At 66.0% G+C, this 25351-nt stretch carries 29 protein-coding genes and 4 tRNA genes; 15 read left to right on the forward strand and 18 right to left on the reverse strand.

Translation table 11 applies throughout. The features are described from left to right. The 4 genes from DM818_RS06910 to DM818_RS06925 form a co-directional block, all read right to left on the reverse strand. Positions 1–1548: a hypothetical protein gene (locus tag DM818_RS06910; RefSeq protein WP_123124560.1), complete on the reverse strand. Its 1548-nt coding sequence runs from the start codon at positions 1546–1548 to the stop codon at positions 1–3. Positions 1549–1619: 71 nt separating this feature from the next. Beyond that, a complete protein-coding gene (locus tag DM818_RS06915; protein ID WP_123124559.1) occupies positions 1620–2012 on the reverse strand; it encodes a DoxX family protein in 393 nt (130 codons plus the stop codon). Between the two features lie 231 nt (positions 2013–2243). Beyond that, positions 2244–2317, reverse strand: a tRNA-Phe gene (locus DM818_RS06920). Positions 2318–2697: 380 nt separating this feature from the next. Continuing rightward, positions 2698–2769: transfer RNA gene (locus DM818_RS06925), tRNA-Val, on the reverse strand. Positions 2770–2856: 87 nt separating this feature from the next. Here DM818_RS06925 and DM818_RS06930 point away from each other — a divergent pair. The 4 genes from DM818_RS06930 to DM818_RS06945 all read left to right on the forward strand — a co-directional run bounded on the left by DM818_RS06930 (position 2857) and on the right by DM818_RS06945 (position 6924). Beyond that, a complete protein-coding gene (locus DM818_RS06930) occupies positions 2857–3426 on the forward strand; it encodes a DUF192 domain-containing protein (protein WP_153952475.1) in 570 nt (189 codons plus the stop codon). Between the two features lie 74 nt (positions 3427–3500). Continuing rightward, positions 3501–5438, forward strand: coding sequence for an ABC transporter ATP-binding protein (locus DM818_RS06935; protein WP_153952476.1), 1938 nt, complete (start codon positions 3501–3503; stop codon positions 5436–5438). A gap of 47 nt (positions 5439–5485) precedes the next feature. Continuing rightward, positions 5486–5923 carry a histone family protein gene (locus tag DM818_RS06940; RefSeq protein WP_075937451.1) on the forward strand — a complete coding sequence of 146 codons (438 nt, stop codon included), beginning with the start codon at positions 5486–5488 and terminating at the stop codon, positions 5921–5923. Continuing rightward, on the forward strand, positions 5920–6924 hold the full coding sequence (locus tag DM818_RS06945; protein ID WP_075937450.1) for a histone deacetylase family protein: 1005 nt from the start codon (positions 5920–5922) through the stop codon (positions 6922–6924). Before DM818_RS06940 ends, DM818_RS06945 begins: the two co-directional genes overlap by 4 nt. Here the strand turns inward: DM818_RS06945 and DM818_RS06950 are convergent. After that, on the reverse strand, positions 6921–7667 hold the full coding sequence (locus tag DM818_RS06950) for a DICT sensory domain-containing protein (protein ID WP_153952477.1): 747 nt from the start codon (positions 7665–7667) through the stop codon (positions 6921–6923). The genes DM818_RS06945 and DM818_RS06950 overlap by 4 nt on opposite strands. A 34-nt stretch (positions 7668–7701) precedes the next feature. After that, positions 7702–9060 carry a CCA tRNA nucleotidyltransferase gene (cca, locus tag DM818_RS06955; RefSeq protein WP_153952478.1) on the reverse strand — a complete coding sequence of 453 codons (1359 nt, stop codon included), beginning with the start codon at positions 9058–9060 and terminating at the stop codon, positions 7702–7704. A 90-nt stretch (positions 9061–9150) separates the two neighbouring features. On the opposite strand from cca, the gene DM818_RS06960 reads away from it, so the two are divergent. The 6 genes from DM818_RS06960 to eif1A all read left to right on the forward strand — a co-directional run bounded on the left by DM818_RS06960 (position 9151) and on the right by eif1A (position 11448). After that, positions 9151–9223 (forward strand) — tRNA-Asn (locus tag DM818_RS06960). Between the two features lie 50 nt (positions 9224–9273). Then, positions 9274–9347 (forward strand) — tRNA-Ile (locus DM818_RS06965). 392 nt (positions 9348–9739) lie between these two features. Next, the gene (locus tag DM818_RS06970) at positions 9740–10225 is read left to right on the forward strand and encodes a type IV pilin (protein ID WP_075938429.1); all 486 of its coding nucleotides are present in this window, start codon (positions 9740–9742) and stop codon (positions 10223–10225) included. 212 nt (positions 10226–10437) lie between these two features. Then, a complete protein-coding gene (locus tag DM818_RS06975) occupies positions 10438–10848 on the forward strand; it encodes a type IV pilin (RefSeq protein ID WP_075937447.1) in 411 nt (136 codons plus the stop codon). Positions 10849–10955: 107 nt separating this feature from the next. Then, positions 10956–11087, forward strand: coding sequence for a hypothetical protein (locus tag DM818_RS15295; RefSeq protein WP_268891814.1), 132 nt, complete (start codon positions 10956–10958; stop codon positions 11085–11087). Positions 11088–11160: 73 nt separating this feature from the next. Then, complete coding sequence (eif1A, locus tag DM818_RS06980) at positions 11161–11448, forward strand: translation initiation factor eIF-1A (RefSeq protein ID WP_075937446.1); 288 nt, start codon at positions 11161–11163, stop codon at positions 11446–11448. A 1-nt stretch (position 11449) separates the two neighbouring features. Here the strand turns inward: eif1A and DM818_RS14935 are convergent, their stop codons facing one another. Then, positions 11450–11623 carry a hypothetical protein gene (locus DM818_RS14935; protein ID WP_172967115.1) on the reverse strand — a complete coding sequence of 58 codons (174 nt, stop codon included), beginning with the start codon at positions 11621–11623 and terminating at the stop codon, positions 11450–11452. 91 nt (positions 11624–11714) lie between these two features. Between DM818_RS14935 and msrB the strand changes: the two genes are divergently transcribed. Beyond that, entirely contained in the window at positions 11715–12107 is a 393-nt protein-coding gene (gene msrB / locus DM818_RS06985; protein ID WP_075937445.1) for a peptide-methionine (R)-S-oxide reductase MsrB, read from the forward strand. Here the strand turns inward: msrB and DM818_RS06990 are convergent, their stop codons facing one another. Genes DM818_RS06990 through DM818_RS07005 form a run of 4 tightly spaced genes read right to left on the reverse strand, consistent with a single transcriptional unit; the run spans position 12108 to position 16004 of the window. After that, positions 12108–13421, reverse strand: coding sequence for an MFS transporter (locus tag DM818_RS06990; RefSeq protein WP_123124555.1), 1314 nt, complete (start codon positions 13419–13421; stop codon positions 12108–12110). 22 nt (positions 13422–13443) lie between these two features. Beyond that, positions 13444–14484, reverse strand: a complete 1041-nt coding sequence (locus DM818_RS06995; protein WP_153952479.1) for a Brp/Blh family beta-carotene 15,15'-dioxygenase — start codon at positions 14482–14484, stop codon at positions 13444–13446. After that, positions 14481–15224 carry a lycopene cyclase domain-containing protein gene (locus tag DM818_RS07000; RefSeq protein ID WP_075937442.1) on the reverse strand — a complete coding sequence of 248 codons (744 nt, stop codon included), beginning with the start codon at positions 15222–15224 and terminating at the stop codon, positions 14481–14483. Before DM818_RS07000 ends, DM818_RS06995 begins: the two co-directional genes overlap by 4 nt. A 51-nt stretch (positions 15225–15275) precedes the next feature. Then, on the reverse strand, positions 15276–16004 hold the full coding sequence (locus DM818_RS07005) for a bacteriorhodopsin (protein WP_075937441.1): 729 nt from the start codon (positions 16002–16004) through the stop codon (positions 15276–15278). Positions 16005–16169: 165 nt separating this feature from the next. On the opposite strand from DM818_RS07005, the gene ubaA reads away from it, so the two are divergent. Beyond that, positions 16170–16973 (forward strand): SAMP-activating enzyme E1, encoded by an 804-nt coding sequence (gene ubaA / locus DM818_RS07010; RefSeq protein ID WP_075937440.1) that lies wholly within the window; start codon positions 16170–16172, stop codon positions 16971–16973. Here ubaA and DM818_RS07015 read toward each other — a convergent pair. From DM818_RS07015 to DM818_RS15080, 5 genes are read right to left on the reverse strand one after another with little or no spacing between them, the layout of a single operon-like run. Continuing rightward, on the reverse strand, positions 16970–17266 hold the full coding sequence (locus DM818_RS07015; protein ID WP_075937439.1) for a DUF7526 family protein: 297 nt from the start codon (positions 17264–17266) through the stop codon (positions 16970–16972). The genes ubaA and DM818_RS07015 overlap by 4 nt on opposite strands. 24 nt (positions 17267–17290) lie before the next feature. Next, on the reverse strand, positions 17291–17701 hold the full coding sequence (locus tag DM818_RS07020; protein ID WP_233571979.1) for a desampylase: 411 nt from the start codon (positions 17699–17701) through the stop codon (positions 17291–17293). Next, positions 17685–18593 carry a cobalamin-binding protein gene (locus DM818_RS07025; protein WP_075937437.1) on the reverse strand — a complete coding sequence of 303 codons (909 nt, stop codon included), beginning with the start codon at positions 18591–18593 and terminating at the stop codon, positions 17685–17687. Before DM818_RS07025 ends, DM818_RS07020 begins: the two co-directional genes overlap by 17 nt. 37 nt (positions 18594–18630) lie before the next feature. Further along, the gene (locus DM818_RS15075) at positions 18631–19032 is read right to left on the reverse strand and encodes a MaoC family dehydratase (protein ID WP_197738611.1); all 402 of its coding nucleotides are present in this window, start codon (positions 19030–19032) and stop codon (positions 18631–18633) included. After that, positions 19029–19523, reverse strand: a complete 495-nt coding sequence (locus DM818_RS15080; protein ID WP_197738612.1) for an FAS1-like dehydratase domain-containing protein — start codon at positions 19521–19523, stop codon at positions 19029–19031. Before DM818_RS15080 ends, DM818_RS15075 begins: the two co-directional genes overlap by 4 nt. A 154-nt stretch (positions 19524–19677) precedes the next feature. Between DM818_RS15080 and uvrB the strand changes: the two genes are divergently transcribed. Together uvrB and DM818_RS07040 are read left to right on the forward strand one after the other, a co-directional pair. Further along, complete coding sequence (uvrB, locus tag DM818_RS07035; protein WP_123124552.1) at positions 19678–21732, forward strand: excinuclease ABC subunit UvrB; 2055 nt, start codon at positions 19678–19680, stop codon at positions 21730–21732. A gap of 214 nt (positions 21733–21946) precedes the next feature. Continuing rightward, complete coding sequence (locus DM818_RS07040) at positions 21947–22795, forward strand: ATP-grasp domain-containing protein (RefSeq protein WP_123124628.1); 849 nt, start codon at positions 21947–21949, stop codon at positions 22793–22795. Here the strand turns inward: DM818_RS07040 and DM818_RS07045 are convergent, their stop codons facing one another. Both DM818_RS07045 and DM818_RS07050 read right to left on the reverse strand, forming a co-directional pair. Next, a complete protein-coding gene (locus tag DM818_RS07045; protein WP_075937435.1) occupies positions 22796–23185 on the reverse strand; it encodes an Hsp20/alpha crystallin family protein in 390 nt (129 codons plus the stop codon). A gap of 57 nt (positions 23186–23242) precedes the next feature. After that, positions 23243–24256, reverse strand: coding sequence for a type II glyceraldehyde-3-phosphate dehydrogenase (locus DM818_RS07050; RefSeq protein WP_153952480.1), 1014 nt, complete (start codon positions 24254–24256; stop codon positions 23243–23245). Between the two features lie 82 nt (positions 24257–24338). On the opposite strand from DM818_RS07050, the gene DM818_RS07055 reads away from it, so the two are divergent. Beyond that, entirely contained in the window at positions 24339–25289 is a 951-nt protein-coding gene (locus tag DM818_RS07055; protein WP_153952481.1) for an aminopeptidase, read from the forward strand. Positions 25290–25351 lie beyond the last annotated feature (62 nt).

The raw sequence follows: 25351 nt of genomic DNA on the forward strand, positions 1-25351 counted from the left end.
CTACCGTTCTTCGACGGCGAGCGTGTAGACGCCCGTCGCGCTCCCGGTGTAGCTGCCCGCCCAGACGGTGTACGCGCCGTCGCTCGGGAGCGTCGCCGTGAGTTCACTCGCCTCGGCGGCGGGGCTGTCGTCGCTCCCCACGACGGAACCGTCGGGACCGACGAGCACGAGGAACGAATCGAACACGTCTGTCCCCATCACCACACGAACCCCATCGTCCGCCTTCCCGGTGAGTGTGACCGGCTCGGCCAACCCGTCACGAACCGGGTCCGACGGGTCGTCTGCGTCGACGTAGCCGACCGCCCACGTCCCCGGCTCGATTGACCGGAGGTCGCGCGTCGAGCCCGGTACCGCGCCGTGTTTCGCGAGCGAGAGCTCGTACGCGCCGGTGTCGTCGCCGCTGTACGTTCCCGCCCACGCCGTGTAGACGCCGTCGTCGGGCAACACCGTCTCGATGCGGCTGTTCGTCCCCGCGCCGGAGTCGTCGTCGGTCGCGACCGCCGTCCCCTGCTCGTCGACGAGCACGAGATATGTGTCGACGGCCTCCGAGGTGAGGTCGAGCCGTATCCAGTCGTTTCGGTTCCCCTCGAAGGTGACCGGCTCGGCGACGCCGTACCGGACGGGGTCGCGGCGGTCGCTCCGGTCGATTTCACCCTCGCGGGTCTGTCCGTACGCGATGGTGTGGAGGTTCTCGCCGCCCGCGTAGCTCCCGGTCTGTTCCAGCGTGAGTTCGTAGTCGCCGAGCCGCGCCGAGTCGTGCGTGCCGACCCAGAGCCGGTACTCGCCGTCCGCCGGGAGCACGGTCTCGATGCGGGTGGTGTTCGTGTCGTCGTTCTCGGTCACGTCGACGGTGCTCCCGTCGGGACCGACGAGCAGGAGGAACGGGTTGAGGTCGTCCGAGACGACGAGCGCGAGAATCTCGTCGCCCTCGCTCCCGTCGAAGTCGCGGGGCGTCGCGACGTTCCCGAACACCGGGTCGGTGTGTTGACCGGTCACCGTGCCCGTGGTGCGCGTTCCGTAGCCAATCGCCTCGCCCTCGACGCGCTCGCCGGTCTGCCGGAGACTCAGCGTGTACTCGCCCGTCGCGGAGCCGTCCCGTGACCCGACCCAGATGGTGTACTCGCCGTCGGTCGGCAGTCGGAGTTCCAGCCGTGCGCGCTCGTCGGTCGCGCTCTGGCCGACGAGTTTCCCGTCGGGGCCGGTGACGACGAGTCGCGCGTCGAACGCCTGACTCGCGGCCTCGACTGCGATTCGGTCGCCTGCACTCCCGGCGACTGAGACCGGTTCTGCGAGTCCGTCGTGCTCGGGGTCGCGCTCGTCGCCGGCGTCGACGGTCCCCTGTACCGTCTCGCCGTACTCGATGGCGCGCTGGTCGGCCGGCACGGGTGTCGGCGTCGCCGTCTCGGCTTCGCTCGTGTTCGACCCGCCGGGAATCGACCCCGGCGACCCGCCGAGTCCCGCCGCTCCGAGTGCGAGCGCGGCTATCCCGCCCGCCTGGAGCAGTCGCCGCCGCGAGGTGGACCCCTCGTCGCTGTCGGCTGGTGTCATCGTGTCTCCCTGCGACGATGGCTTCAGAAAAAAGCGTGCAGGGCCGTTTCTTCCGGACAGTAGCCCTCGGCTCACTCCCGCGTGTACCACCACGCCCACGCCATCAGCGCGGGCTGAAACGGGAGTCGGAGCCACGCGGCCACCCGCGCGACGCCGGCGTACCCCTCGGGTACGAACTCGTTGAGCGCGTCGCTGCGCGCGAGATGGACGTTCGCCGGGAAGACCGCGGCCAACAGCGCGATGATGCCCCACGCCGACGGTCGCCGCGTTCGGTCGAATAACACGCCGACGCCGAGCACGAGTTCGGCGACGCCCGATAGATACACGAGTCCGACCGGGCGCGAAAGCTGTGGCGGTACCGCCCGAGCGAACGATTTCGGCGCGAGAAAGTGTGCGATACCTGCGACGACGTAGACGAGTCCCATGACGTACCGGAGCGGGCGTTTCGCGCGCGTGAGTTGCATACGCTGTGGTCGCAGCTCTGACCCATGAGTATTGCTCTCTCACGGGCTCATGGTGCTCGCCAGCACCGTCAGAAATCCCGAGCGTAACTCACTGCAAAAGTATGCCGCCTCCCCGATTTGAACAGAGCAAGACAGTCCTGCTCGCTTCGCTGTGCGGGCTGTGACTTGCAGGCTCAAATCGGCTCGGCGTCGTTTCTGCGACTCCTCGCTGTTGCTCGGAGTCGTAGAATATGCCGCCTCCCCGATTTGAACGGGGGACAGCTCGATCTTCAGTCGAGTGCTCTCCCAGTCTGAGCTAAGGCGGCTCAACTCGAACGACACGACGGGCGTGAAAAAGCGTTTCTATCCGAGATAGAATCGCTGTGGGCAAGCCGGTCGACCGGGCAGCCGAGGCGGTGGCCTACCGCACCGCGCGCCAGCGCGTGTGCGGTCCGGGGGAGGGTTGGCGCGGTTGCGGTGCTGTATCCGGAGCCAAGCAACGAGCGTGGTGCTGTCGCTGTTGAAACCAGAGCAAATAGTGCGGTGTTGTGTCTTGGGCCAAGTAACGAGAGTGGTGTTGTCGAAGACAACGGGGTCTGGGCGGAATGTGAACCACGAGAAGACGTGCTCGCTTCGCTCGTCGTGTAGGATTCAATTCCGTCCGGCAAACGATTCGCTCGTCACGTCCGTTCCTCGCAGAATCGTATGGGTCCGGGCGGAATTGAACCACCGATCTCCTCCTTGTAAGGGAGGCGTCATACCACTAGACCACGAACCCGCTATCTGACGGCAATCGACCCGCGCGAATAGGCCTTGCGTTCACCGGCGGCGGAACGCTTAGCCTCCCTCGTTCCCACCTCCGGATATGAACCGCCGACAGATTCTCCCCGCGCTCGGTCTCCTCCTCGCGCTGGCCGTCGTCGGCTACGCCGCCGGGCTGTTCACCCCGCTCCTGACGACCGGCGGCTACCAGCCCGTCGCCGGCCCGACCGCCACGCCGGCGGACGACCCGACGGCGACGAGCACCCCGTACGCGGACGGGTACGCGCGCACGTCCGTCACCGTCCGCGACAGCGAGACGAACGAGACGCTCGGGTCGGTCAGGGTCGCAGTCGCGGAGACACGCGATGAAAAGATCACCGGGCTATCAAAAACAGCATCACTCCCCGAAGACCGGGGTATGTTGTTCCCGTACGACGCCCCCGCTGACCGCACCTACGTCATGCGCGGGATGGACTTCGGTATCGACATCATCTACATCGACAGCGACGGGCGAATCACGACAATCCACCACGCGCCCGAACCCCCCGAGGGCGAGGACGGCGAGCAGTACGAGTACCCCGGCTACGGCCAGTACGTCCTCGAAGTGAACTACGAGTGGACGACGCGCCACGACGTGGAGGAAGGCGACAGCGTCGACATCGGTGAGTGGTAACGTCTCTCTGTCAGCTTCCTTACCGAATCTGGTTTTGGCGAACGCTTTTGCGCGCGAGTAGCCACGAACGTACAATGGGAGTTTCTGCTGTCGAAGACGACGACGACCCGTTCGAGGAGCAACGGGAGAAGGCCGAGAATCCGATGCGGCGGCTCTTCTTGCAGTACGGTGCAGAAAAGAAGGTCGCGTTCGTGGTCGGCGTGTTCTCCAGCATCGTCGCCCGGGCGCTCGACCTCCTGCCGCCGATTCTGCTGGGCGTGGCCGTCGACGCCATCTTCGAGGCGCAAGGCGCAGCAGACCAGGAGTACTCGCTGTTTCTCGTCCCCGACGCGTGGATTCCGGCGACCGAACAGGGCCAACTCTACTTCACCGTCGGTATCATCGCGTTTGCGTTCTTCGGCGGCGCGGCGTTCCACTACTCGCGCAACTGGGGGTGGAACGCCTTCTCGCAGCATATCCAACACCAGATTCGGACGGACACCTACGACAAGATGCAGCGGCTCAACATGGACTTCTTCGCCGACAAGCAGACCGGCGAGATGATGTCCATCCTCTCGAACGACGTGAACCGGCTGGAGCGATTCTTGAACGACGGGATGAACTCCGCGTTCCGGCTGGGCGTGATGGTCATCGGTATCGCCATCATCCTGCTCGCGGTCAACTGGCAGCTCGCGATGATTACCCTCGTCATCGTGCCGCTCATCGGCGTGTTCACCTACTACTTCATCAAGACCATCCAGCCGAAGTACGCCGACGTGCGCTCGTCGGTCGGGAAGGTGAACTCCCGGCTGGAGAACAACCTCGGCGGGATTCAGGTCATCAAGACCTCCAACACGGAGACGTTCGAGTCCGACCGCGTCGACGACGTGTCACAGGGCTACTTCGACGCCAACTGGGACGCCATCAGCACGCGAATCAAGTTCTTCCCCGGACTGCGGATGCTCGCGGGCGTCGGCTTCGTGCTCACCTTCTTCATCGGCGGGCTGATGGTGCTCGGCGACGGCGTCGGCCCGTTCACGAGCGACCTCCAGGCCGGTGAGTTCGTCACCTTCATCCTGCTGTCACAGCGGTTCATCTGGCCGATGGCCCAGTTCGGACAGATTATCAACATGTACCAGCGCGCGTACGCCTCCTCTGCGCGCATCTTCGGGCTGATGGACGAGCCGTCGCGTATCGTCGAGGACCCCGACGCGGACGAACTGACCGTCTCCGACGGCGAGGTCGTCTACGACGACGTGCGCTTCGGATACGACGACACCGAGACGATTGTCGAGGACGTGAGCTTCGAGGTCGACGGCGGCGACACGCTCGCGCTCGTCGGTCCCACCGGTGCGGGAAAGTCGACGGTGCTCAAGCTTCTGCTCCGCATGTACGACGTGGACGAAGGCTCGATTACCATCGACGGACAGGACCTGCGTGACGTGACGATTCCGAGCCTGCGCCGGCAGGTGGGCTACGTCAGCCAGGACACGTTCATGTTCTACGGGACGGTCGAGGAGAACATCTCCTACGGCACCTTCGACTCCGACCGAGAGTCCGTCGTCGAGGCGGCGAAGGCAGCGGAGGCCCACGAGTTCATCACGAACCTGCCGGAGGGGTACGACACCGAGGTCGGCGAGCGGGGCGTGAAGCTGTCGGGCGGCCAGCGCCAGCGCATCTCCATCGCCCGCGCGATTCTGAAAGACCCCGAGATTCTCATCCTCGACGAGGCGACCTCCGACGTGGACACGGAGACGGAGATGCTGATTCAGCGGTCGCTCGACCGGCTGACGGCCGACCGGACGACCTTCTCCATCGCCCACCGGCTCTCGACCATCAAGGACGCGGACAAGATCATCGTGCTCGAGGACGGCAAAATCGTCGAGCGCGGAACCCACGACGACCTCATCGCCGAGGACGGGCTGTACGCGCACCTGTGGGGCGTCCAGGCGGGCGAAATCGACGAGCTCCCCGACGAGTTCATCGAGCGCGCCCAACAGCGCGATGCCAACCGCATCGAAGCAGGGGAGTAACCCCAAAAAGCGGGATTTTAAGACACTCTCGCTCACTCTTGGATAGTATGAGCGTCGAGCTACCGTTCGCCCCGGTAGATACTATCATCCGTCGGAACGCGGGAGAGCTTCGCGTGAGCGCCGAGGCGGCAGCGGAACTTGCCGCCCGTATTCAGGACCGCGGCGCGGCGCTGGCGACGACTGCCGCCGAGCACGCCACCGCCGACGGACGCAAGACCCTGATGGTCGAGGACTTCGCGTTCGAGGCGTCGCCGGACCCCGAACTCGAACTCCCCATCGCCCCCGTCGACCGCATCGCCCGACTCGATATCGACGACCGGTATCGCGTCTCGAAGGACGCCCGCATCGCGCTCGCGGCCGAACTGGAGTCGTTCGCCGACACCGTCGCGGCGGCGGCCGCGATACTTACTCGCCACGCCGCACGCCGGACCGTCAAGGAGGCCGACGTGGCCGCGTACTTCGAACTCCAGCCGTACTACGAATGAGATTCGGCTACCGCGAGGTGTGTCTCCGCCACGACACCGGCTCCCGCCACCCCGAGAGCGCGGACCGACTCCGGGCCATCAAGCGCGGCCTCTCGAAGGAGCACGGCGTCGCCTACGAGGAGGGACGCCTCGCCTCGCCAGAAGAGATTCTCGCCGTCCACGAGTCGGCGTACGTCGACGAACTCGAACAGTTCTGTGCCGACGGCGGCGGCACCTGGGACGCGGACACCGTCGCCGTCGAGGCGAGCTGGGAGGCGGCCCGCGCCGCTGCCGGTCTCTCGCTGTGGGCCGGCGACGCCGCCCTCGACGGCGACGGCGGCCGCGAGACGCCCTTCGCGATCGGTCGCCCTCCCGGCCACCACGCCGAGGCCGACGACGCCATGGGGTTTTGCCTGTTCAACAACGTCGCCGTCGCGGCCGCGGGCGCGCTCGACCGCGACGACGTGGACCGCGTCGCCGTCTTCGACTGGGACGTCCACCACGGCAACGGCACCCAACACATCTTCGAGGACGACCCGGAGGTGTTCTACGCCTCGACCCACGAGCGCGGACTGTTCCCCGGAACCGGTGACCTCCGGGAGACCGGAACCGGAGAGGGACAGGGGACGACGATGAATATCCCGTTCCCCGGTGGGTGTGGCGACGCCGAGTATCTCGCCGCGGTCGACGAGGCCATCGCGCCGGCCTTCGAGCAGTACGACCCGGACCTGCTGTTCGTCTCCGCGGGCTTTGACGCCCACCGGAAAGACCCGATTTCCCGCCAGCGCGTCTCGACCGAGGGGTACGGACTACTCACCGACCGGATGGTCGACCTCGCGGACCGGTGTGGCGCGGGACTGGCGTTCGTCCTCGAAGGCGGCTACGGGTTAGAGGCGCTTTCCGAGTCGATTCGGAAGGTGAACAGTGTCTTCGACGGCTACACGCCGGCGGCAAACGAGGAGGAGGTCGCCGCGCGCGGTCGCTCGACAATCGACGACGTGCGGGACGTTCACGACCTCTAGAGCGTCGCGGCGACGGACTCGATGGCGTCGACCCGCTCTCGGTCAAACGTCCACAGCCCGTCCCACTCGTTTTCATTCGTCTGGAGACAGAGGAGAGCGGCCGGGCTGTCGGTGCCGGTGTGGATGACGAACCACGAATCGCGGTAGGCCGGGGTCCGGCCGTCGTGAACGGTCAGGTTCGGCAGCGTCCCGTCCGTCGGCATCCCGTAGACGTGGGTGTCGACGTTGCTGTCTGCGAGCCGTTCGTACACCGCGCGGGTGCCGCGCTCGTCGTTGAGCCGCGAGAGCCGCTGGAAGGACGTTCGGAGGGTGCCGGCGTCGTCATCGAGTGCCGTCTGTTCGATGTATCGCGAGAGCACGATGAGCAGCAGCTTCTCCTTGTTCGAGGCGGGAAAGCCGCGCATCCGGAACTTCGTGTCGGCGAGCGCCGTCAGCACGTCCGGGGCCTGTTGGGTGTCGATACCCGCCATCCCCGTCCGGTAGCTGTCGCTGTTGACGAGCAGGAACGCGTCCATCAGCGCGTCGAGCGAGGAGCGGGCGACGATATCACCCGCCTCCACGACGAGCACCTGCGGTTCGCCGTCGACGGTGGTGTCCGTCTCGATGTCGACCGGCTGCCCCGCGAACGCTCCCTCCAACAGCCGCATCAGCGGTGCCGGCTCGTCCGAGTCGCGAACCAGCACCGTCCGCTCCGGCGGCTCCACGTCCAAGAGGTCGCGGAACTGTTCGACCGGCGTAGCCATACACCACTGTGTTGTCACCGACGGTAATAAGATACTACCCCCAGACGGACGGATAGAAGTACGCCCGAAGCTCCGGGCCGAACTCCGCGGCGAGCGTGGCGATTTCCTCTCCAGCCAGGACGGTGTAGCCGTCGTCCAGCGAACGCTCGATAGCCGGCCCGAGCGCGACGGAAAACAGCGCGTCCTCGGCGAACGCCTCGGGCGTCCGGTAGTCGCGCTCGCGCTCGACGACGTACCGGTCGCCGTCGAGATACGGGCCGGTCTCCGGGCCGTCGGCGTAGGCGTCGTAGAACCCTTCGGCGTGGTCGCGCACCCCGACCGGCGGCCCCTCGTGGCGTTCGATTGCCGGCAGCCGCGCAATCTGACACTCGACGAGCAGCGCCGCCGTCTCGTCGGCGACGCAGGTCGACCGCAGCGGGTCGAACCCCCGGCGGCCGAGTTCCGACTCCAGTCCCGACAGCGACTTCTCCAACTGCGGGTAGAGCTGGTCGTCCACGATGTCGGGGGCGTCGAACCGGACGGCGACGGGGTGGGTACCGCGCTCCTCGACGGCCGCCCCGACCGCGTCGGCTGACATCGGGTCGACGCTGCGCGGCTCGAACAGCGACTCTCGCGGCTCGCCGAGCAGGTCGCGGCTGTAGTGGATGAGCCGGGCGAGATTCTCCGCCGAGAGCGAGGCGGCGACGTTGCGGTCGGGGTCCGTCGGGTCGATGACGACGAGCCCGTCCTCGAAATCGCTGGTCGCGTGGGACTCGGGGTCGAAGCCGACGGGTGGGTCCCAGTCTGCCGCCGCGTGCACGAGCGGGACGAAGCCGCCGTGTTCCAAGACGAGTAGCTCCGCGAGATACCCCGCGAAGCCGCGGGTCCGGAGGTCAGAGCCGTACGCGCCGATTCCCTTCAGGAACGCCTTCGTGACGCGGGCGTCGCCCCGGAGGTCGTCGTCCAATCGGGCCTCCAGATACTCCGTGTGGAACGGCGTCCGGTCGACGGCCGACTGGATGTCGCCGGCGGACTCGACGGCGAAACAGGGGACGCAGTCGACGGCAAAGCCCTCGACCTCCCCCTTGACGTAGGGGTGTTCGGCGAACTCCTCGTGACCGTCGGGGACGACGGCGTGGCCCACCTGCAGGCCGTAGCGTTCGAGGTCGGCCCGCGGGAGGTCCGGCGGAAACCGGACGAAGAGGTCGATGTCGCGGTCGCCAGCGAGCCACGTCCCGCGTGCGGTGGAGCCGACGAGCTGCACGTCGGCGTCGACACCGAGGTCGGCGATGGCGTCGCGGGCACGCTCGCGGAGTCGGTCGGCGACGGCGTGGAGCCGCTCGCGCTCCTCGTCGGTTGGGGTCACGCGGTCGTGGATGCGCTCGACGACCGTCTCGACCGACGCGTCTGTCATATCCCGGCTTCGGCGGCGGCTGTAAAACCCGTGTCGGTGTCCGTTCCGAAGCGAAAGCCCTATCTTGCAAATCGCGCTACGTGGGAGTGAGCCGCCTTAGCTCAGTTGGTAGAGCACCACGCTGTTAACGTGGTTGTCCCAGGTTCGAGCCCTGGAGGTGGCGTTCTCGGTCATTCGGTACGCTGAAGTTCGACGCCTGCCGACGACAGATAAGGGCCCTTAGCTTAGTCTGGTATAGCACTCCGCTCATAACGGAGCGGTCGTTGGTTCAAATCCGACAGGGCCCATGCAGTTTCTCGGGGAGCGAACGCGACGAGTGAACTGGTCGTCTGTCGATTTGAAACGGGGCAGTCGCGCGCAGCGGAGTGAGCACGTCTGCCCGTGGTTCACAATCCGACAGGGCCCATCCGGTTTTCGCGACCGACTCCGACAGGATATGCAGCGTTTCGAAAACCGAACCGGTGAGGGGGTCGTCCGACCGTCAATTCGACGTGCGCCCGCGTACCAGTGTCTCGGCCCGTCTCGTCGGCTTTCAGGGTCGCTGACACACTGCTTTTTATATACGATTCCTGTGTACTCCGCGGTATGCGACCCACCCGTGACGGCGGTGGCAGTTGCCGTAGCCGTCGGCCGTTTGTAGAACCCCCCCGCCAGTGAGGTGGCGTCGCTGGTGATACCAATGAATATCAAGAACCTATTTGACGACGATTCGGCTGTGTCGCCAGTTATAGGCGTCATTCTGATGGTCGCTATTACGGTTATTCTTGCGGCCGTCATCGGAACGTTCGTGCTCGGACTCGGCAGTAACGTCGAGAGCGCGCCAACAACGCAGTTCTCCGTCGACTACGAGGATGCAACGACCAGTAATGGACAAATCACCGTCACGCACGACGGTGGTGACACCATTCCGGCGAGTGCACTAAGTGTGAGCGTCGGGTCCGTTGGGACCGCTGACTTTGATGGTACCAACGGATACGGCTCTGAGAGTTCCATTACGAGTGGCAAATCCTTCGTCGTCTACACCGGCGGTGCACCTGGTAGCCCGAGTGCAAGCAACTACGGCGCTGTCAGTGGCACTCCCTCTTCTGGTGACGATGTCCGCGTCATCTGGGCACCGGAAGACAGTGACACCTCCCAGACGCTGACGACGAGCCAGGTCCCGTAACGCGGCGACCTGCCCCGTCTCTCGATTCTTTTTTATTCGACGCTCCCACGTGTAGTGTCAACATAGTGTACAGCATAAACGCCGCTCAGGCCGTTATTTCTTGATTCCGCTTATCAAAATGTGAACATACTCACCTATATTTATATCTCAGTACTGCATTGTATAATGTAAGCGGCAGCCCCTCTCCGACGGCGGCGTCGCTGGACACAACAATGAACATCAAAAACCTATTCGACGATGACTCGGCCGTTTCGCCGGTCATCGGCGTGATCCTGATGGTTGCCATCACAGTGATTCTGGCAGCCGTCATCGGCACGTTCGTGCTCGGACTCGGTAGCAACGTCCAGAGCGCGCCAACAACGCAATTCAGTTTCGACTACGACACTGGTGCCACTGAAGTAACCGTCACCCATGACGGCGGTGACACGATTGACGCAGATGCGCTCTTCGTCAATGCTGCCGGTACCAATGAAGGATGGAATACTGGCACCGCTACGGATGTTACCGATGTGGCTTCCGGAAACTCCGCGACCTTCACCTACGGCGGTGACGAGGTCCGTGTCATCTGGCAACCGCCAAGCGGTGACACCTCCCAGACGCTTGCGACCAGCCAGACCCCGTAACCCGGCAAACTAACCCGTTTTCCGGCTTTCTTTCACCACCGACCAGCCGTGCCTGTCGGCCACGCAATTTTATTCCTTATCGACCCGGACTTGTGAGATACGTGTCGATGAACGTCGAGACTCCCGACGACGACCGCGAGGCGTCCATGGCCGTGACCGTGCTCGCCGCGGCCGCGGTGAGCGCACTGCTCACGACGCTGCTGTTGACGCTCGCCGTCGCGCCGTTCGTGGTCGGGTAGCCGCGGCGTGTCGCGGGACGGCGCTCGCGCCAGAGACAACCGCTTTATCAGGCTGGACACTGTACAACCGACAATGAGTGACGATAGTGGCGGGCGCAAGCCCCTACGGATGCCCGACGAGAACCAGCAGTTCGCCGTCGTGACGAACATGCTGGGCGGCGGGCGCGTCGAGGTTCGGTGTGCAGACGGAAAAGAACGGATGGGTCGCATCCCCGGTCGGATGCGCTTCCGGACGTGGATTAACGAGGGCGACGTGGTGCTCATCGAGCCGTGGGACTGGCAGGACGGGAAGGGCGACATCGAGTGGCGCTACGACGAGCAGGACGCCCAGCAACTGCGCGAAGAAGGCCACATCGAGTAATCTACCGAGTAAAATCCTCGTCGTCGAACTCTTCGAGGACCCACTCCAGTTCTTCGATGGCGCGCAACAGCGCCACCTCCGTTTCGTCTTCCAGCTGCGAGACGGGCGGGTCGTGACGGTCGTACTCGGCTTCGAGTGCGGCGATTCGCTCGCGAATCGTCTCCTCTGTTCGCATACTCGCTCGTGTACACCGGGAGTATTCAGCGTACCGCTTGCTACCACGTCTCACCCCCGGAACCCAAGCAACTCGAACACGTACACGGGGTATGAGCAACATTCCGCAAAGCGACGAGGAGTGGCGTGACCAACTCACCGAGGAGGAGTATGAGATTCTCCGCGAGCAGGGGACCGACCCGAAGTTCTCCGGCGAGTACATCGGCAAGGACGACGACGGAGCCTACCGGTGTGCCGGCTGTGGCGCGCTGCTGTTCGATTCGGACACGAAGTTCGACGAGGAGGGCTCGGGGTGGCCCTCCTTCTACGACGCCGTCGAGGGCGCAATCGAGTTCCGCGAGGACGACTCGCTCGGGATGACCCGAACCGAGACGGTGTGTGCAGAGTGTGGCGGGCACCTCGGTCATGTCTTCGAGGATGGCCCCGAGCCGACGGGCAAACGCTACTGTATCAACTCCACGGCCATCGACTTCGACGACGAGTAGCTACCACCGCCGGAGCGCGCCCGCGCCGTGCTGGCTCGCCAACACGAGCACGAAGACGGCGACCGCAGAGAAGGCCGCCCCGCCGCCGAGATAAAACACCCAGTCGATGCCGACGTTGGTCTGGAGCCAGCCGCCGACGAACGGCGCGCCGATGGAGCCGGGTCGCCAAACGAACTCCCGAATCCCAAACGACGACGCGACGCCGCCTCCTTCCGTGTTCTCGCCTTCGTCCGCGAACAGCGCCATGCTCGCCGGCTCGCGGAAGGCGTCGGCGACACCCAACAGCGCGTTACACGCGATGAGGGGGAGAAATGCGGGCGAGAGATTGCCGAGCCCCGCGACCGCACTCTCGACACCGACCCACTGCACGGGTGCGGTCGAGGCCAGCCACTCCATCCCCGGAATCCCGGGTGGGAGCGCGAGCGCGGTGCCGACGCCGGGCGTGAACGGTACTCCGAGTGCGATGGCCCCGTAGCCCGCGCCACCGAGTGCGATGAACGCCGACCGACCGAATCTGTCCGAGAGTTGCCCGGTGTACGGCTGAAACAGCATGTTCGCTCCCCGCTCGGCCGTGATGACGACGCCGACGGCGAAGGGTGCATAGGCCAGCCCACCCTGTGCGACCTCGACGCCGGCGTAGATAGGGACCCACGTCCGGACGAGCGTGACGGCGACCGCGTACTGGCCGCGGAACGTCGTCAGCGTCCGGAGTCGTTCGTTCACCGACAGCGACGTGAACGGGAACCCCTCGATACGGACGGGGTCGGGCCGAACGAACAGGACGACGGCGACCATCGAGACCACCAACAGCGCGACGAGCAGCGCGTACACCGTCTGGAAGCCGTACACCTCGTACAACGCTCCGACCGAGAGCGCGCCGACGATACCCGAGGCGAGCCGCGCTGCGTTCGCCTTCCCGATGTGGTTGGCGCGTTCTCCCGTCGGCGCGAGTTCGCCCACGAGTGAGAGTGAGAGCAGCGACGCGCCCGTCGCGGCAAAGCCCTGCATCGCCCGCGCGCCGACGAACTGCCACGACCCGGAGACGAAGGCGAAGGCCGTGTACGCGAGCGCCGCGATACCGATGGCGACGACGAGTGCCGTCCGCTTGTCGCCGGCGTCACCGCCCCACGCGAACGGGACGATGGCGAGCGTTGAGGCGAGCGTATACCCCGACGTGAACAACCCAAGCAACAGCGCGGACGGGTCGTAGAGATTGATGTACGTCGGCAGCAGCGTCGTGAGGGCGGCCAGCCCGAAGCCGCCGGCAAAGCGGACGAGATACAGACTCAGAAACTGGAGCCGGTCGTCGTTCACACCGACGGTTTTCCCGTCCGCCTCAAGCGCGTTCCGATACGGGCCGCGTCCAGACCCCCTGTTTCGCGTCCATCCACGCCACGACGCCGACGTGTGGAAGCGTCAGCGCCGCAATCAAGACGAGATACAGCCCGACGACGCCGGCGGCGGTCGTCGGCGGCTCCGGCACCAGCAGGTAGAACACGCCGAGGAAGGCGAGCGAAACGGCCGTCAGGGGTGCAGCTTGCCACGCGAACCGCCGGAGTGGCGTCCACAGGTCGCCGGTCGCAAACGCCGCGACCGACGGCTCGTCGGCCAGTGCTAGCCGGCCCACGTGTCTGAGCGCGTGCCACAGACAGAAGTAGAGCCCGACGGCAAACAGCGGTGGCACCGTCGTGAAAAACGCCCCGAGCAGCAGCGTCTCGCCGGCGTCGCGCCGCCACCCGTCGCCCGCCCGCCGCCAGTAGCCGACGCCCAAATGAACGGCTACGAGCGCACCGAATCCCACGCCGACCGCGAGCCGGCTCTCGGGTGTGAACACGGGTGCGAGCAGCGATGCGTCGCCGGCGAAGGGAGCGACGAGGAGTTGCGCCACGCGCTCGTACTGGGTCGGGAACGCGACAAGCGGGACCAGCATCGGGAAGCCCCCGCGAACGACCGCGGCCAGCGCGCGTTGTGGCACCGAACACAGGTGATTCGCCCCGGCAAAGGCGACGAGCGCGTGCATATCACCCTGTCCCCAGTGGGCCAGCGTCAGGAGGATGAACGAGACGAACCCGACGGTCGGCGCGAGAAACCACACCACGGTGTAGCCGACCCCGAGGAGGAGATACACGCCACCGACGACGAGGGCACCGCGCAGGGTCGAGACGGACCCCAGCCGTCCGGGAACGAGGTGGTCGATTGCGCCGTGGGGAAGTCCGACGAGCACGACGGAGACGACGAGCGGCACCAGCTGAAGCGACTGGGGGACCTGCGGGTCGAAGACGAACGCGAGCGCGAGCAGGCCACAGCAGGCCCAGCCGGGCCACAAGGTGAGCCGACGGACCGTCTCCTCACCACCGGCAGGCGGAAACAGCGTCATGGTACGGTGTCGATGCCGAGTTGGTCGGTCACCCACAGCCAGAGGACGAGCCCCTGGACGACGAACAGATTCGTGAAGAAGAAAAACAGCGCCTCCTCGATGGGGAGACCGGCGAGGGTCACGCCGGTCGTGTAGGTCGGCGACAGCTTCCAGATGCCGAGCGTAATGGCGACCATGTCGGCCGCACACAGATACACCGTCGGGAGTCCGACGCCGATGACGACCGTCTTGGCGTGCTCGTACAGATACGGCCAGCCGAACGCCCACTGAATCGCGAGCACCGGGCCGGCCCACCCGAGTAGCGCACCCAGATACGTCGTCTGGCCGCCGCCGAGATACAGCCAGATGCCGACGCCACTAATCGTGAAGCCGGCGAGCGCACCGATCAGTCGGTTCGACAGCGACACCGCGAGCGGCCGGTCGGTCGTCTCGACGAACTGGTACAGCCACAGCGCCGTGATGAACGGCTGGACGAGGATGAAGAGCAACTCCTCGACGGGGATGTTGACGAACCGCGCGAGGACGACCCCTTCGCCGTACGACCAGACGCCCTTCCCGATGAGGAGAATCTCCCACGGGATGGTGTAGGTGAGCGCGATGGTCGCGAGGATGACGATACCAGCCCACTGGACCCGAGCGCGAGGGAGTCGGAATTGGCGCACCCACACCGACAAGAGGAGGATGAACAGGAACGGGGCCAGAAAGACGAGGTGAAACCCCAGATACGAGGGAACGGCCATACGGCTGGTCGTCGTGGAAGAAATAAAAAGACGGCTGTCTGCGGTGACTCGTCAGTCGGCGGCCTGTGCGGACGTGGACGCGTCTTCCAGTGCGTCACGGCTGCGCAGCAGGACGAAGCCGAAGCCGACCTTCGCAGTCACGTCGAGGATGGCGAAGGCGATGGTCTCCTGTGTGAGCGTCAGTGCGCCGATGGTGGATTCGGTGCCGAGCACCCAGACGACGGGGTACAGCGACCACAACACCAGAATCATCGTGCGGAGCTTCGAGAACGTCGCCGCGACGGCGCTGGACTTGCGTGCCGCCTGTCCACTCAGCGTGCGGACGAGGAAGAACAGCACAGCAATCATGAAGGCAGTGCTGATTCCCCACCAGAGCATACGGTTCAGCGCGCTGGAGCGCGCGAGTGCACCTGCGAGACCCGTCAGAATCATCGCAACGTCGAGACCGACGAGCGTCGCGATGGTGTTGCGGTCTGCGCCCGCAAGGAGTGCGATGTCGAGCAGGAGCAGCGGCGTGGTGAACAGCCAGTCAGCGTAGCGTGCCCAGTAGATATCGAGCGTCTCACCACCCACCGGCACCTCGATCAGGCCATAGCCCGTTGCCATACTGAAGTACGACACGGACGCGATGGCCGTGATGAAGATCGTGATGATGTAGAACTCCTGTTTTCGTTCGTTCTTCTCCCCCCAGCCCATCGCGATGAACGCGACGGTACCGAGTGCCATGAGGGCCGTTCCGACCCACAGGATTAGCGACTGCGTATCCGTTGGTTGGACCATAATCCACTTCGTACTAATACCGGGTGGCCCATAATAACACGCCAAAAAAGTTATATGGGAATACGAATTCTCTCTGTGGGACACTGCTCTGTGAGTGCCGGGAGACGGTCCCGTCGTCGGGGTGTCGGGGGACGCGTTTAGGTGGTCGTCGCCCCGAGTCGAGGTATGTCACTCTCGCTCGACGCCACCCAGCTCGACCGCTACTCCAGACACATCATCATGGACGAAATCGGGCCCGAGGGACAGTCGACTCTCCTCGACTCGCGGGTGCTGTGTATCGGTGCGGGCGGGCTCGGTTCGCCGGTCATCCAGTACCTCGCCGCCGCGGGCGTCGGCACGCTCGGTATCGCCGACGACGACGTCGTGGAGCGGTCGAACCTCCAGCGGCAGATCATCCACGCCGACGCCGACGTCGGAACCCCGAAGGTGGACTCCGCACGCGGCTACGTCGAGCGACTCAACCCCGACGTGACCGTCGACCCCCACGAGGTGCGCGTCACCAGCGAGAACGTCGAGTCGCTCATCGCCGACTACGACATCGTCGTCGACGGCTCCGACAACTTCGCGACCCGGTATCTCGTCAACGACGCCTGTACGCTCGCCGGGATTCCCTTCACGCACGGCGCGATTCTCCGATTCGAGGGACAGGTGACCACCTTCGAGGGCGGGGACGGTCCCTGCTACCGGTGTCTGTTTCCCGAAGCGCCCGAACCCGGGACCGTTCCGAACTGCGCCGAGGTCGGGGTCCTCGGTGTCCTGCCGGGCGTCGTCGGCTCGATTCAGGCGACGGAGACGCTGAAGCTCGCGCTCGAGTACGGTGACACCCTCGACGGCCGACTGCTCTTTTACGACGCCGGCGACACCAGCTTCGACGAGGTACCCATCCAGCGCCGGCCCGACTGTCCGGTCTGTGGCGACGGTATCGACTCCGTCCACGAGGTGGAGTACACCGACAGCTGTGCGATTTAACGCTCCGAGACGACCTCGTACACGCCGTGGAGGTCGGTCTCTCTCACGGTCACGTCGATGTCGATTCCCTCCTCGCGCGGCTCCTCGCTGATGAGCGTGATGGCCTCGATGGCCTCCCGCCGGAAGAACATCTTCACGCGCTCGAACCACGAGGGCGACCCACCTTTTCGGCAGACGAGCAGGTACTTGCCGGTCGCGCGCTCGGTCAGTTCCGGCTGGAGCTCGTACTCGTCGAACTCGTCGGGCGCAACGACGTGGATGACCTCCGCGCGGACGGGGGCTGGCTCGCTCACGCCCGCTGTAGACCCCCGAGACAGTTAGTCGAGTCGGACCGACTCGAACCGCTCGCCCGTCCAGCGGTACGCGGCGAGCGACGATTCGTCCGGGGAGACGATGAGGTACACGTAGCCGTCCCACGTCGCCAGCCGCTCGTCGGTCGCGCTCGGCACCGGCGGGTCACGCGGGTGTGAGTGGTAGAAGCCGACGACCGTCTCCCCCCGCGTTTCCACTGCGTCGAGAATCTCGGCCTGCTCCACGGGGTCGAGTTCGTACCGTCGCCGGGGGTCGTCGGCGACGTTCTCGGCCCGCTCGACGCGCGTCACCGTCTCCGAATCCGGCCCGGCCAACACGCCAGCCACCTCCTCGGGTCGTCCGTCGCGAGCGTGTGTGAAAAGCGCCCCACGGGCCTCGTCGGTGAGTCGCATCCGCTGTTCAGAGCTGTTCTGCAACGTCGCCGGCTGGTCGGTCGAACTCCTCGGGATAGAGACACCACGCCAGCGCCTCCAGCGATTCCACCAGTCGCGGGCCGGGCCGGTTCATCAGGCTGTGGCCGTCGACGGCGTAGACGCGGTCGTTCTGGACCGCGGTTAACTCGTTCCAGCCGTCGCGCCCGGTCACGTCGCCCAGATTCTCGTGGGTCTGCTCCAAGTCGAAGCCACAGGGTGCGACGACGACGACCTCGGGGTCGTACTCGCGGACGGTGTCCCACTCCAGCGGGCGGGAGGCTGCCTCCTGCTCCTGTAACCCGAACTCGCCGCCGAGTCGCTCCACCATCCCCGGTATCCAGTGGCCGGCGACCATCACGGGGTCGGTCCAGTCGAAGACGGCGACGCGCTTCGGCTCCCGGTCCGGGACGCGTGACTCGATGGCCGCCACGCGCGACCGGAGGCGGTCCACGAGTTCGCGGGCGCGCTCCTCGCGGCCCAGCGCCTCGCCCACCTGCTCGATGTCGCGATACAGGTCCGCGAGCGAGTGTGGGTCCGTCGTCAACAGCTCACAGTCGAGGTCGTACTCCTCGATGGCATCGCGCACGAGCACCTCGTCGACGGCACACACGTCACAGATGCCCTGCGAGACGACGATATCCGGCGCGGCCTCCGCGAGTACGTCGCCGCGAATCTCGTAGACACCGCCGGAGTCGTCGGCCTCCTGTACCTGCGCGTCGATTTCGCCGGCCTCGGCCGTCGGGTCGACCCGCGCCCGGTTGGCGTTCGGCTTGCCCGCGGCTGCCGGCGGGTGGTCACACTCGTGTGAGGTGGCGACCGGCTCCGCTCCCAGCGCGTAGACGATTTCCGTCGCCGAGGGAAGCAGGGTCGCGATGCGTCGGTCGCTGCTGCTCATACTCCCACTACGGACGCCTGCGTGTTCGGTGTTCCGCTTACTGGACCGCGACCGCGTTCCCCGTGATGACCGGCTCGTCGTCCTGATTCACCACTGTCACGGACGCCTCGATTCGCCTCTCGTCGTCTCCTTCGTCGATGGCCTCGATTTCGACGGTCGTGGTGAGGGTGTCGCCGGGCCACACCTGCGCGACGAACCGCGTGTCGAACTCGGCGAGCGCGTGGAGTCCGAACACCTCACGCACCAGCCCGGAGGCGACGCCCGCGGTGAACATCCCCTGTCCGAAGACGGAGTCGTACCCGGCGTCGGTGACGAACGGCTCGTCGTAGTGGATGCGGTTGAAGTCGCCGCTCGCGCCGGCGTACTTCACGAAGTCCGCCCGGTCGACGGGACCGGTCGTCTCGGTGAACGTATCGCCGACGGCGTAGGCGGTGCTCATTCGTCGCCCTCCGAGATGGCCTGGCCCGTCTCGATCGAGGTGCCGGTCGCGGTGAGCACTAGCTCGCCCGACTCGTCGGTGAAGGCGGTTTCGAGCACGGCGAAGGTCATCGTCCCGCCGCCCTCGCCGTCGCGCTGGTACACGTCCGTCAGGGTAGTGTCGCCGGTGAGCGTGTCACCGACGTACAGCGGGCGCTCGTACTCGTAGGCCTGTTCGCCGTGGATGACGCGTGCGGGGTCGAAGCCGAGGTCGAACCCCTCGTCGTCGGGGACGTACCGGGGGAACTCCGCGGTCCGAGTGAACGTCGGCGGCGCGGGAATCGTCTCGTAGCCCGCCTCCTTGGCGGCGGTCTCGTCCAGATAGATGTCGGCGGGGTCGTGGATGGCGCGGGCGAACTCCGCGACCTTCCCGCGCTCGATGGCGAGGTCGGTCGCAGTCCGGTGGGTATCCCCGACCTGCGCTTGCAGTTCCGCGAGCGGTCTCGATGGCATACCCGATAGCTTCCGGCCGGGGAGAAAAAACTACGCCTCAAGCGCGGTCGGACGCCGCGTTCGCGGGCGCGATTCGCTCACCCGTCCCGTGCCGGCAGGGTGGACGCGTCCCCGGCCGCACGCCTGAAGTAGCCGCCACGCCTACGCTCGCACAATGAGCGACGCCGAGACCGGACCCCTGCGTCCGGACCGTCCCGACGCCGAGAAGCCGTTTCGGGTCGACGCCCCCTTCGACCCCGCCGGCGACCAGCCCGACGCCATCCGACAGCTCGTCGACGGCTACGAGTCGGGCGCGACCGAACAGACCTTGCTCGGCGTCACCGGCTCCGGGAAGACGAACACCGTCGCGTGGACCATCGAAGAGCTTCAACAGCCGACGCTCGTCATCGCCCACAACAAGACCCTCGCCGCTCAACTGTACGAGGAGTTTCGCTCCCTGTTTCCGGACAACGCCGTCGAGTACTTCGTCTCCTACTACGACTACTACCAGCCCGAGGCGTACGTCGAGTCGACGAACACCTACATCGACAAGGAGCTCTCCATCAACGACGAAATCGACCGGCTGCGCCACTCCGCCACCCGGTCGCTGCTCACCCGCGACGACGTCATCGTCGTCGCCTCCGTCTCCGCCATCTACGGGCTGGGTGACCCGGGCAACTACACCGAACTGTCGCTGGAACTCGACCGCGGCCAGCGAATCGACCGCGACGAACTGCTGGCGGAGCTCGTCGACCTGAACTACGAGCGCAACGACGTGGACTTCCAGCAGGGCACCTTCCGGGTGCGGGGTGACACGGTCGAAATCTTCCCGATGTACGGCCGCTACGCCGTCCGCGTGGAGTTCTGGGGCGACGAAATCGACCGGCTGACGAAGGTGGACACCGTCGCCGGCGAAGTGAAAAGCGAGGAACCGGCCGTGATGATTCACCCCGCGGAACACTACTCCATCCCCGAGCAGACGCTGGCGGAGGCGACGAGCGAGATTGAGGAGCTGATGGAACAGCGGGTCAACTACTTCGAGCGACAGGGCGACTTGGTCGCGGCCCAGCGCATCGAGGAGCGCACCACCTTCGACCTCGAGATGCTCCGGGAGTCGGGCTACTGTTCGGGCATCGAGAACTACTCGCTGCACATGTCCGACCGCGAGAGCGGCGACCCGCCGTACACGCTCCTCGACTACTTCCCCGACGACTTCCTCACCGTCGTCGACGAGTCCCACCAGACGCTCCCCCAGATCAAGGGCCAGTTCGCGGGCGACAAGTCCCGCAAGGACTCGCTGGTCGAGAACGGGTTCCGGCTCCCGACCGCCTACGACAATCGCCCGCTCACCTTCGAGGAGTTCACCGAGAAGACCGACCGCAGACTCTACGTCTCCGCGACGCCCGGCGACTACGAGCGCGAGCACTCCAGCCAAATCGTCGAACAGATCGTCCGCCCCACCCACCTCGTCGACCCGGAAATCGAGGTGACCGAGGCGCAGGGACAGGTCGAGGACCTCCTCGACCGCATCGACGAGCGCATCGAGCGCGGCGAGCGCGCACTCGTCACGACGCTCACCAAGCGGATGGCCGAGGACCTCACCGAGTATCTGGAGGAGGCCGGCGTCTCGGTGTCGTACATGCACGACGAGACGGACACGCTCGAACGCCACGAAATCATCCGTGACCTCCGGCTCGGCAACATCGACGTGCTCGTCGGCATCAATCTCCTGCGCGAGGGGTTGGACCTCCCCGAGGTGAGTCTGGTCGCCATCCTCGACGCCGACCAGGAGGGATTCCTGCGCTCGACGACGACGCTCGTCCAGACGATGGGGCGGGCGGCCAGAAACGAGAACGGACAGGTCGTGTTGTACGCGGACTCGATGACCGACGCGATGCTCGACGCCATCGAGGAGACAGAGCGCCGCCGTCGGATCCAGGAGCGGTACAACGAGGAGCACGGCTACACGCCGACGACAATCGACAAGGAGGTCGGCGAAACCTCGCTCCCCGGCTCGAAGACGGACACCGGCGGCGCGGCGAACCTCGAGGCCGACACCACGGACGAAGCCGAGGCGTTGATCGAGTCGCTGGAAGCCCGGATGGACGACGCGGCGGCGAACCTGGAGTTCGAACTCGCGGCCGATATCCGCGACCGCATCCAGCGGCTGGAAGCCGAGTTCGAACTCGACGTGACCGACGACGGCGTCCCGACGCCCGACGAGCTGTAGGACAAGCTGACTTGTCTTAGCACAAACGTCACAACCTTTTTGCTCCACTCGCGGTAGGAGTCGGTACGGCCGCCCCGACCCGACCGCCGTTTGGTACACGGTGGATGGGCTCGTGTGGGTCGGGCGGGCCGTCACTCACGCCCGCGAGCCGCCGGCTCGCCGGGCCGTCGATTTCATACCGGTCGCGCCCGTCCGGTTGGGTGTGTCCGCCGACATCCGTCTCGCCGTCGCGACGAACGCCGAGACGCTCGCCCGCATCCGCCAGCCGCTCGCCAACCGCGACATCTACGCCGAACACGTCCGGGTCTCCGAGCGTACCCTCCCGCTCGACGGCTCGCTCGGCGAGTTCGACGCCGGCTTCGTCTTCCCCTCGCGGCTGATGGAGGGTGGCGTCGCCGACGCCATGCTTGACGTGCCGTGGGTGAACGGCCGCGAGGATATCCTCCGGTCGCGCAACAAGGCCGGCGCGCTCGCTCGCCTCTCGGCCGCCGACGTTCCCACTCCGAAGTCGGTGCTCGTCTCGAACCCCGTGGGCGACGGTGACCTCGAAGCCGTCTGGGAGCGGTTCGACGCGCCGGTGGTCGTGAAGCCGAACTCCACGACCCGCGGGACGGGTATCGCGAAGGTCTCCGACCTCGATTCCCTGCTCGGCGTGACGGATTATCTCGAGTTGGTCCACGACTACCGGGCGACGGGCGACCGCTCGTATCTGATTCAGGAGTATCTCCCCGACGCGCGCGACTACCGGGTCATGACCGTCGACGGCGACTACGTCGGCGCGGTCGAGCGGCGGCTCCCCGAGGGGAGTCTCGCCGAGGGTCGGTGGAAACACAACGTCCACCGGGGGGCGGAGGCGACGGGGGTGGACCTCGACGCCGACCTCCGCGAGCTGGCAGAACAGGCGGCCCGGGCGCTCGGTATCGACTGGCTCGGCGTCGACATCCTCGCCACCGAGGAGGGTGCGGTGGTCAACGAGACGAACGCGCGACCCACGGTGGATACGGCGACGAAGTACGAGTCCGACTTCTACGACCGGCTGGCGGCGCTGATTCGGCGACTGTAGCTACTCTAATCCGATGTCGGCCGAGGTGTCGAGACGCTCCAAGGTCACGTCGAGCACGCCGTTGTTGAACGAGGCGCTGGCGGTGTGTTCGTCCACGCGCGCCGGGAGGTCGAGGTGTTCCTCGTACTGGCGGTGGGCGGTGTCGGCCGCGACGGTGAGCGTCTGGCCGTCACACCGGATGTCGATGTCGTCTTTCTCGATGCCGGGAAGGTCACCGACGACCCGAATCGTGTCCCCCTCCTCGTAGACGGAAAAGTGGGCGTCAGCGCCGAAGCCGGCGTCGCTGGACCGTGCGGAGATGTCGACGTTTTCGCCCGTCATCTCCTCCATCATGCGCTCGATTTCGCTGAAGATATCGTCGAACGGGTCGTCGCGGTCGTCTCTTCGCATACACACGGATAGGTGAGTTCGGTGGAAAAGCCTTCTGTCCGTGTCAACGAGTGACAATCAAAAGCCGAGACCCATCGCGTCGTTCGTCCGCTGGATGGACGTTTCGGCGTCCGTCTCGCCGAGGACGGCACGCACCGCGTCGACGTTCTCCGGCACCACGTCAGACTCCTGGTGAATCGCCTGGAACAGATACAGGTCGTCGTCCTCGACGGAGATGGACCGCTCCCAGACCGCGTTCTCCCAGATGTCCCCCCGCGGGCGGTCGCGGTCCATCGCGAACTCCTTGAGTTTGCCCGCGCCGTCGATGTCGTGTTCGGGCGGAATCAGGAAGAGCCGGGATTCGTCGGCTAACAGCTCGCGAACCTCGTCGGCGGTCGGCACCGTTTCGAGTTGGACGTTCACCGAGTGGGTGTGCATCAGCGTCGCGGGCACCTTCATCCCGAGTGTGTCGATGTTCAACTCGGGGAAGATGGTGTTCACGTCCGGACCGTGGTGGGAGGGGAGCGTCACCGGGTCCGGCAGGGTGTCGTTGATGGGACCGCGACCGGTCTGGGCGGGGTCGCCGCCGCGGCGAACGAGCGTGACGCGCGCCTTCTCGACGCCGTACGCCTCCTGCAGCGGTGCGAGCAGCCGCGAGAGTCCGGTCGTGTTACAGGAGACGACGCGGACGTGGTCGGCTCCTTCGACCGCCTCGAAGTTCGACCGGGCGTTGAAGCTCCCGTCCACGAGGTCGGCGTCCTCGCCGCCCTGATACAGCGCGGGCGTGTCGTGTTCCTCGTACAGCGACTTGTTCTCCGCGCCGATGCCCGAGGGTGTCGCGTCGACCACGACATCCGCGTCGGCGACGAGGTCCTCGACCGGCCCGGCCACCTCGATGCCCGCCTCGGCGAACAGCTCCCGCCGCTCGGGGATGGCGGCGTAGAGGTCGTAGCCGTTCGCGACGGCGGTTTCCGCCTCGTGGTTCGGGCGGGTCTTCGCGACGCCGACCAGCTCCATGTCCGGCTGGGCCACGACCGCGTCCGCGACCCGCTTGCCAATCGTTCCGTAGCCGTTGACGCCGACCTGAATCATACGCGCTACTCGCAGTGGTGTGCCGTTAATCGTTTCGAGGCCGCTCCGAAAGTGTTGAACCCCGTGCGTGACAACGAGAACCATGACCGACCGCTCCGCGCCCGCCCGCACCGCCGTCGAGCAGTGTCTCGCCCTCCAGCCCGACGAGACGTGTCTCGTCGTCACCGACGACGAGCGTGAACCCATCGGCCGCGCGCTGTACGAGGCCGCGAGCGAGATTGCGAACGACGCGAGCATCGTCCAGTTCCCGCCCCGCGAGCAACACGCCGAGGAGCCGCCCGAGCCGGTCGCCGCCGCGATGCGCGAGGCCGACACCTTCCTCGCCCCGACGACGAAATCCCTCTCGCACACGCGCGCTCGCTCGGCCGCCTGCGAGGCCGGAGCACGCGGCGCGACCCTCCCCGGCATCACCGACGAGGTGTTCACCGTCGGGCTTGATGCCGACTACGAGGAGATCGCCGCCGAGTGTGCCGCCATGCTCGAACAGGTGGCCGACGCCGAGGAGATCCGCATCACGGCGGACAACGGCACCGACTTCACCGTCGAGCCGGGCGAGCGCGAGTGGCACGACGACACCGGCATCATCCACGAGCCGGGCGACTTCTCGAATCTCCCGGCGGGCGAGGTGTTCATCGCTCCCGAGACGGCCTCGGGCACGTACGTCGTGGACGGCACCATCAGCCCGCACGGCCTGCTCGACGAGGGTCACACCGTCGAGGTGACCGTCGAGGACGGCTACGTCACCAATTTCTCGGACGACGAGGTGGCCGCGGAATTCGAGCGCGCCAGCGAGGACGTCGGGCGCGACGCCTACAACCTCGCGGAACTGGGAATCGGGACGAACGTCGCCGTCACCGACCTCGTCGGCTCCGTCCTCTTAGACGAGAAGGCGGCCGGCACGGTCCACATCGCCGTCGGCGACAACGCCTCCATCGGCGGCGACACCGACGCGCCGATTCACTCCGACGGCGTCATCCGGGACCCGACGGTGTACGTGGACGGCGAGGAGATTTCGCTCCCGCAGCCGGAGTGAGCTACCGCCACTGGTCGAGTCAAACGATTTCGTTACGCAGTGCGTCACGACTGTACTGCTCG

Origin of the sequence: Halosegnis longus (assembly GCF_009663395.1) — an archaeon.
Lineage (GTDB): Archaea > Halobacteriota > Halobacteria > Halobacteriales > Haloarculaceae > Halosegnis > Halosegnis longus.

Coding starts and splice junctions, on each gene's coding strand:
- DM818_RS06910 (WP_123124560.1), bottom strand. CDS start 1,548: ATGACACCAGCCGACAGCGACGAGGGGTCCACCTCGCGGCGGCGACTG.
- DM818_RS06915 (WP_123124559.1), bottom strand. CDS start 2,012: ATGCAACTCACGCGCGCGAAACGCCCGCTCCGGTACGTCATGGGACTC.
- DM818_RS06930 (WP_153952475.1), top strand. CDS start 2,857: ATGAACCGCCGACAGATTCTCCCCGCGCTCGGTCTCCTCCTCGCGCTG.
- DM818_RS06935 (WP_153952476.1), top strand. CDS start 3,501: ATGGGAGTTTCTGCTGTCGAAGACGACGACGACCCGTTCGAGGAGCAA.
- DM818_RS06940 (WP_075937451.1), top strand. CDS start 5,486: ATGAGCGTCGAGCTACCGTTCGCCCCGGTAGATACTATCATCCGTCGG.
- DM818_RS06945 (WP_075937450.1), top strand. CDS start 5,920: ATGAGATTCGGCTACCGCGAGGTGTGTCTCCGCCACGACACCGGCTCC.
- DM818_RS06950 (WP_153952477.1), bottom strand. CDS start 7,667: ATGGCTACGCCGGTCGAACAGTTCCGCGACCTCTTGGACGTGGAGCCG.
- cca (WP_153952478.1), bottom strand. CDS start 9,060: ATGACAGACGCGTCGGTCGAGACGGTCGTCGAGCGCATCCACGACCGC.
- DM818_RS06970 (WP_075938429.1), top strand. CDS start 9,740: ATGAATATCAAGAACCTATTTGACGACGATTCGGCTGTGTCGCCAGTT.
- DM818_RS06975 (WP_075937447.1), top strand. CDS start 10,438: ATGAACATCAAAAACCTATTCGACGATGACTCGGCCGTTTCGCCGGTC.
- DM818_RS15295 (WP_268891814.1), top strand. CDS start 10,956: ATGAACGTCGAGACTCCCGACGACGACCGCGAGGCGTCCATGGCCGTG.
- eif1A (WP_075937446.1), top strand. CDS start 11,161: ATGAGTGACGATAGTGGCGGGCGCAAGCCCCTACGGATGCCCGACGAG.
- DM818_RS14935 (WP_172967115.1), bottom strand. CDS start 11,623: ATGCGAACAGAGGAGACGATTCGCGAGCGAATCGCCGCACTCGAAGCC.
- msrB (WP_075937445.1), top strand. CDS start 11,715: ATGAGCAACATTCCGCAAAGCGACGAGGAGTGGCGTGACCAACTCACC.
- DM818_RS06995 (WP_153952479.1), bottom strand. CDS start 14,484: ATGACGCTGTTTCCGCCTGCCGGTGGTGAGGAGACGGTCCGTCGGCTC.
- DM818_RS07000 (WP_075937442.1), bottom strand. CDS start 15,224: ATGGCCGTTCCCTCGTATCTGGGGTTTCACCTCGTCTTTCTGGCCCCG.
- DM818_RS07005 (WP_075937441.1), bottom strand. CDS start 16,004: ATGGTCCAACCAACGGATACGCAGTCGCTAATCCTGTGGGTCGGAACG.
- ubaA (WP_075937440.1), top strand. CDS start 16,170: ATGTCACTCTCGCTCGACGCCACCCAGCTCGACCGCTACTCCAGACAC.
- DM818_RS07025 (WP_075937437.1), bottom strand. CDS start 18,593: ATGAGCAGCAGCGACCGACGCATCGCGACCCTGCTTCCCTCGGCGACG.
- DM818_RS15075 (WP_197738611.1), bottom strand. CDS start 19,032: ATGAGCACCGCCTACGCCGTCGGCGATACGTTCACCGAGACGACCGGT.
- DM818_RS15080 (WP_197738612.1), bottom strand. CDS start 19,523: ATGCCATCGAGACCGCTCGCGGAACTGCAAGCGCAGGTCGGGGATACC.
- uvrB (WP_123124552.1), top strand. CDS start 19,678: ATGAGCGACGCCGAGACCGGACCCCTGCGTCCGGACCGTCCCGACGCC.
- DM818_RS07045 (WP_075937435.1), bottom strand. CDS start 23,185: ATGCGAAGAGACGACCGCGACGACCCGTTCGACGATATCTTCAGCGAA.
- DM818_RS07050 (WP_153952480.1), bottom strand. CDS start 24,256: ATGATTCAGGTCGGCGTCAACGGCTACGGAACGATTGGCAAGCGGGTC.
- DM818_RS07055 (WP_153952481.1), top strand. CDS start 24,339: ATGACCGACCGCTCCGCGCCCGCCCGCACCGCCGTCGAGCAGTGTCTC.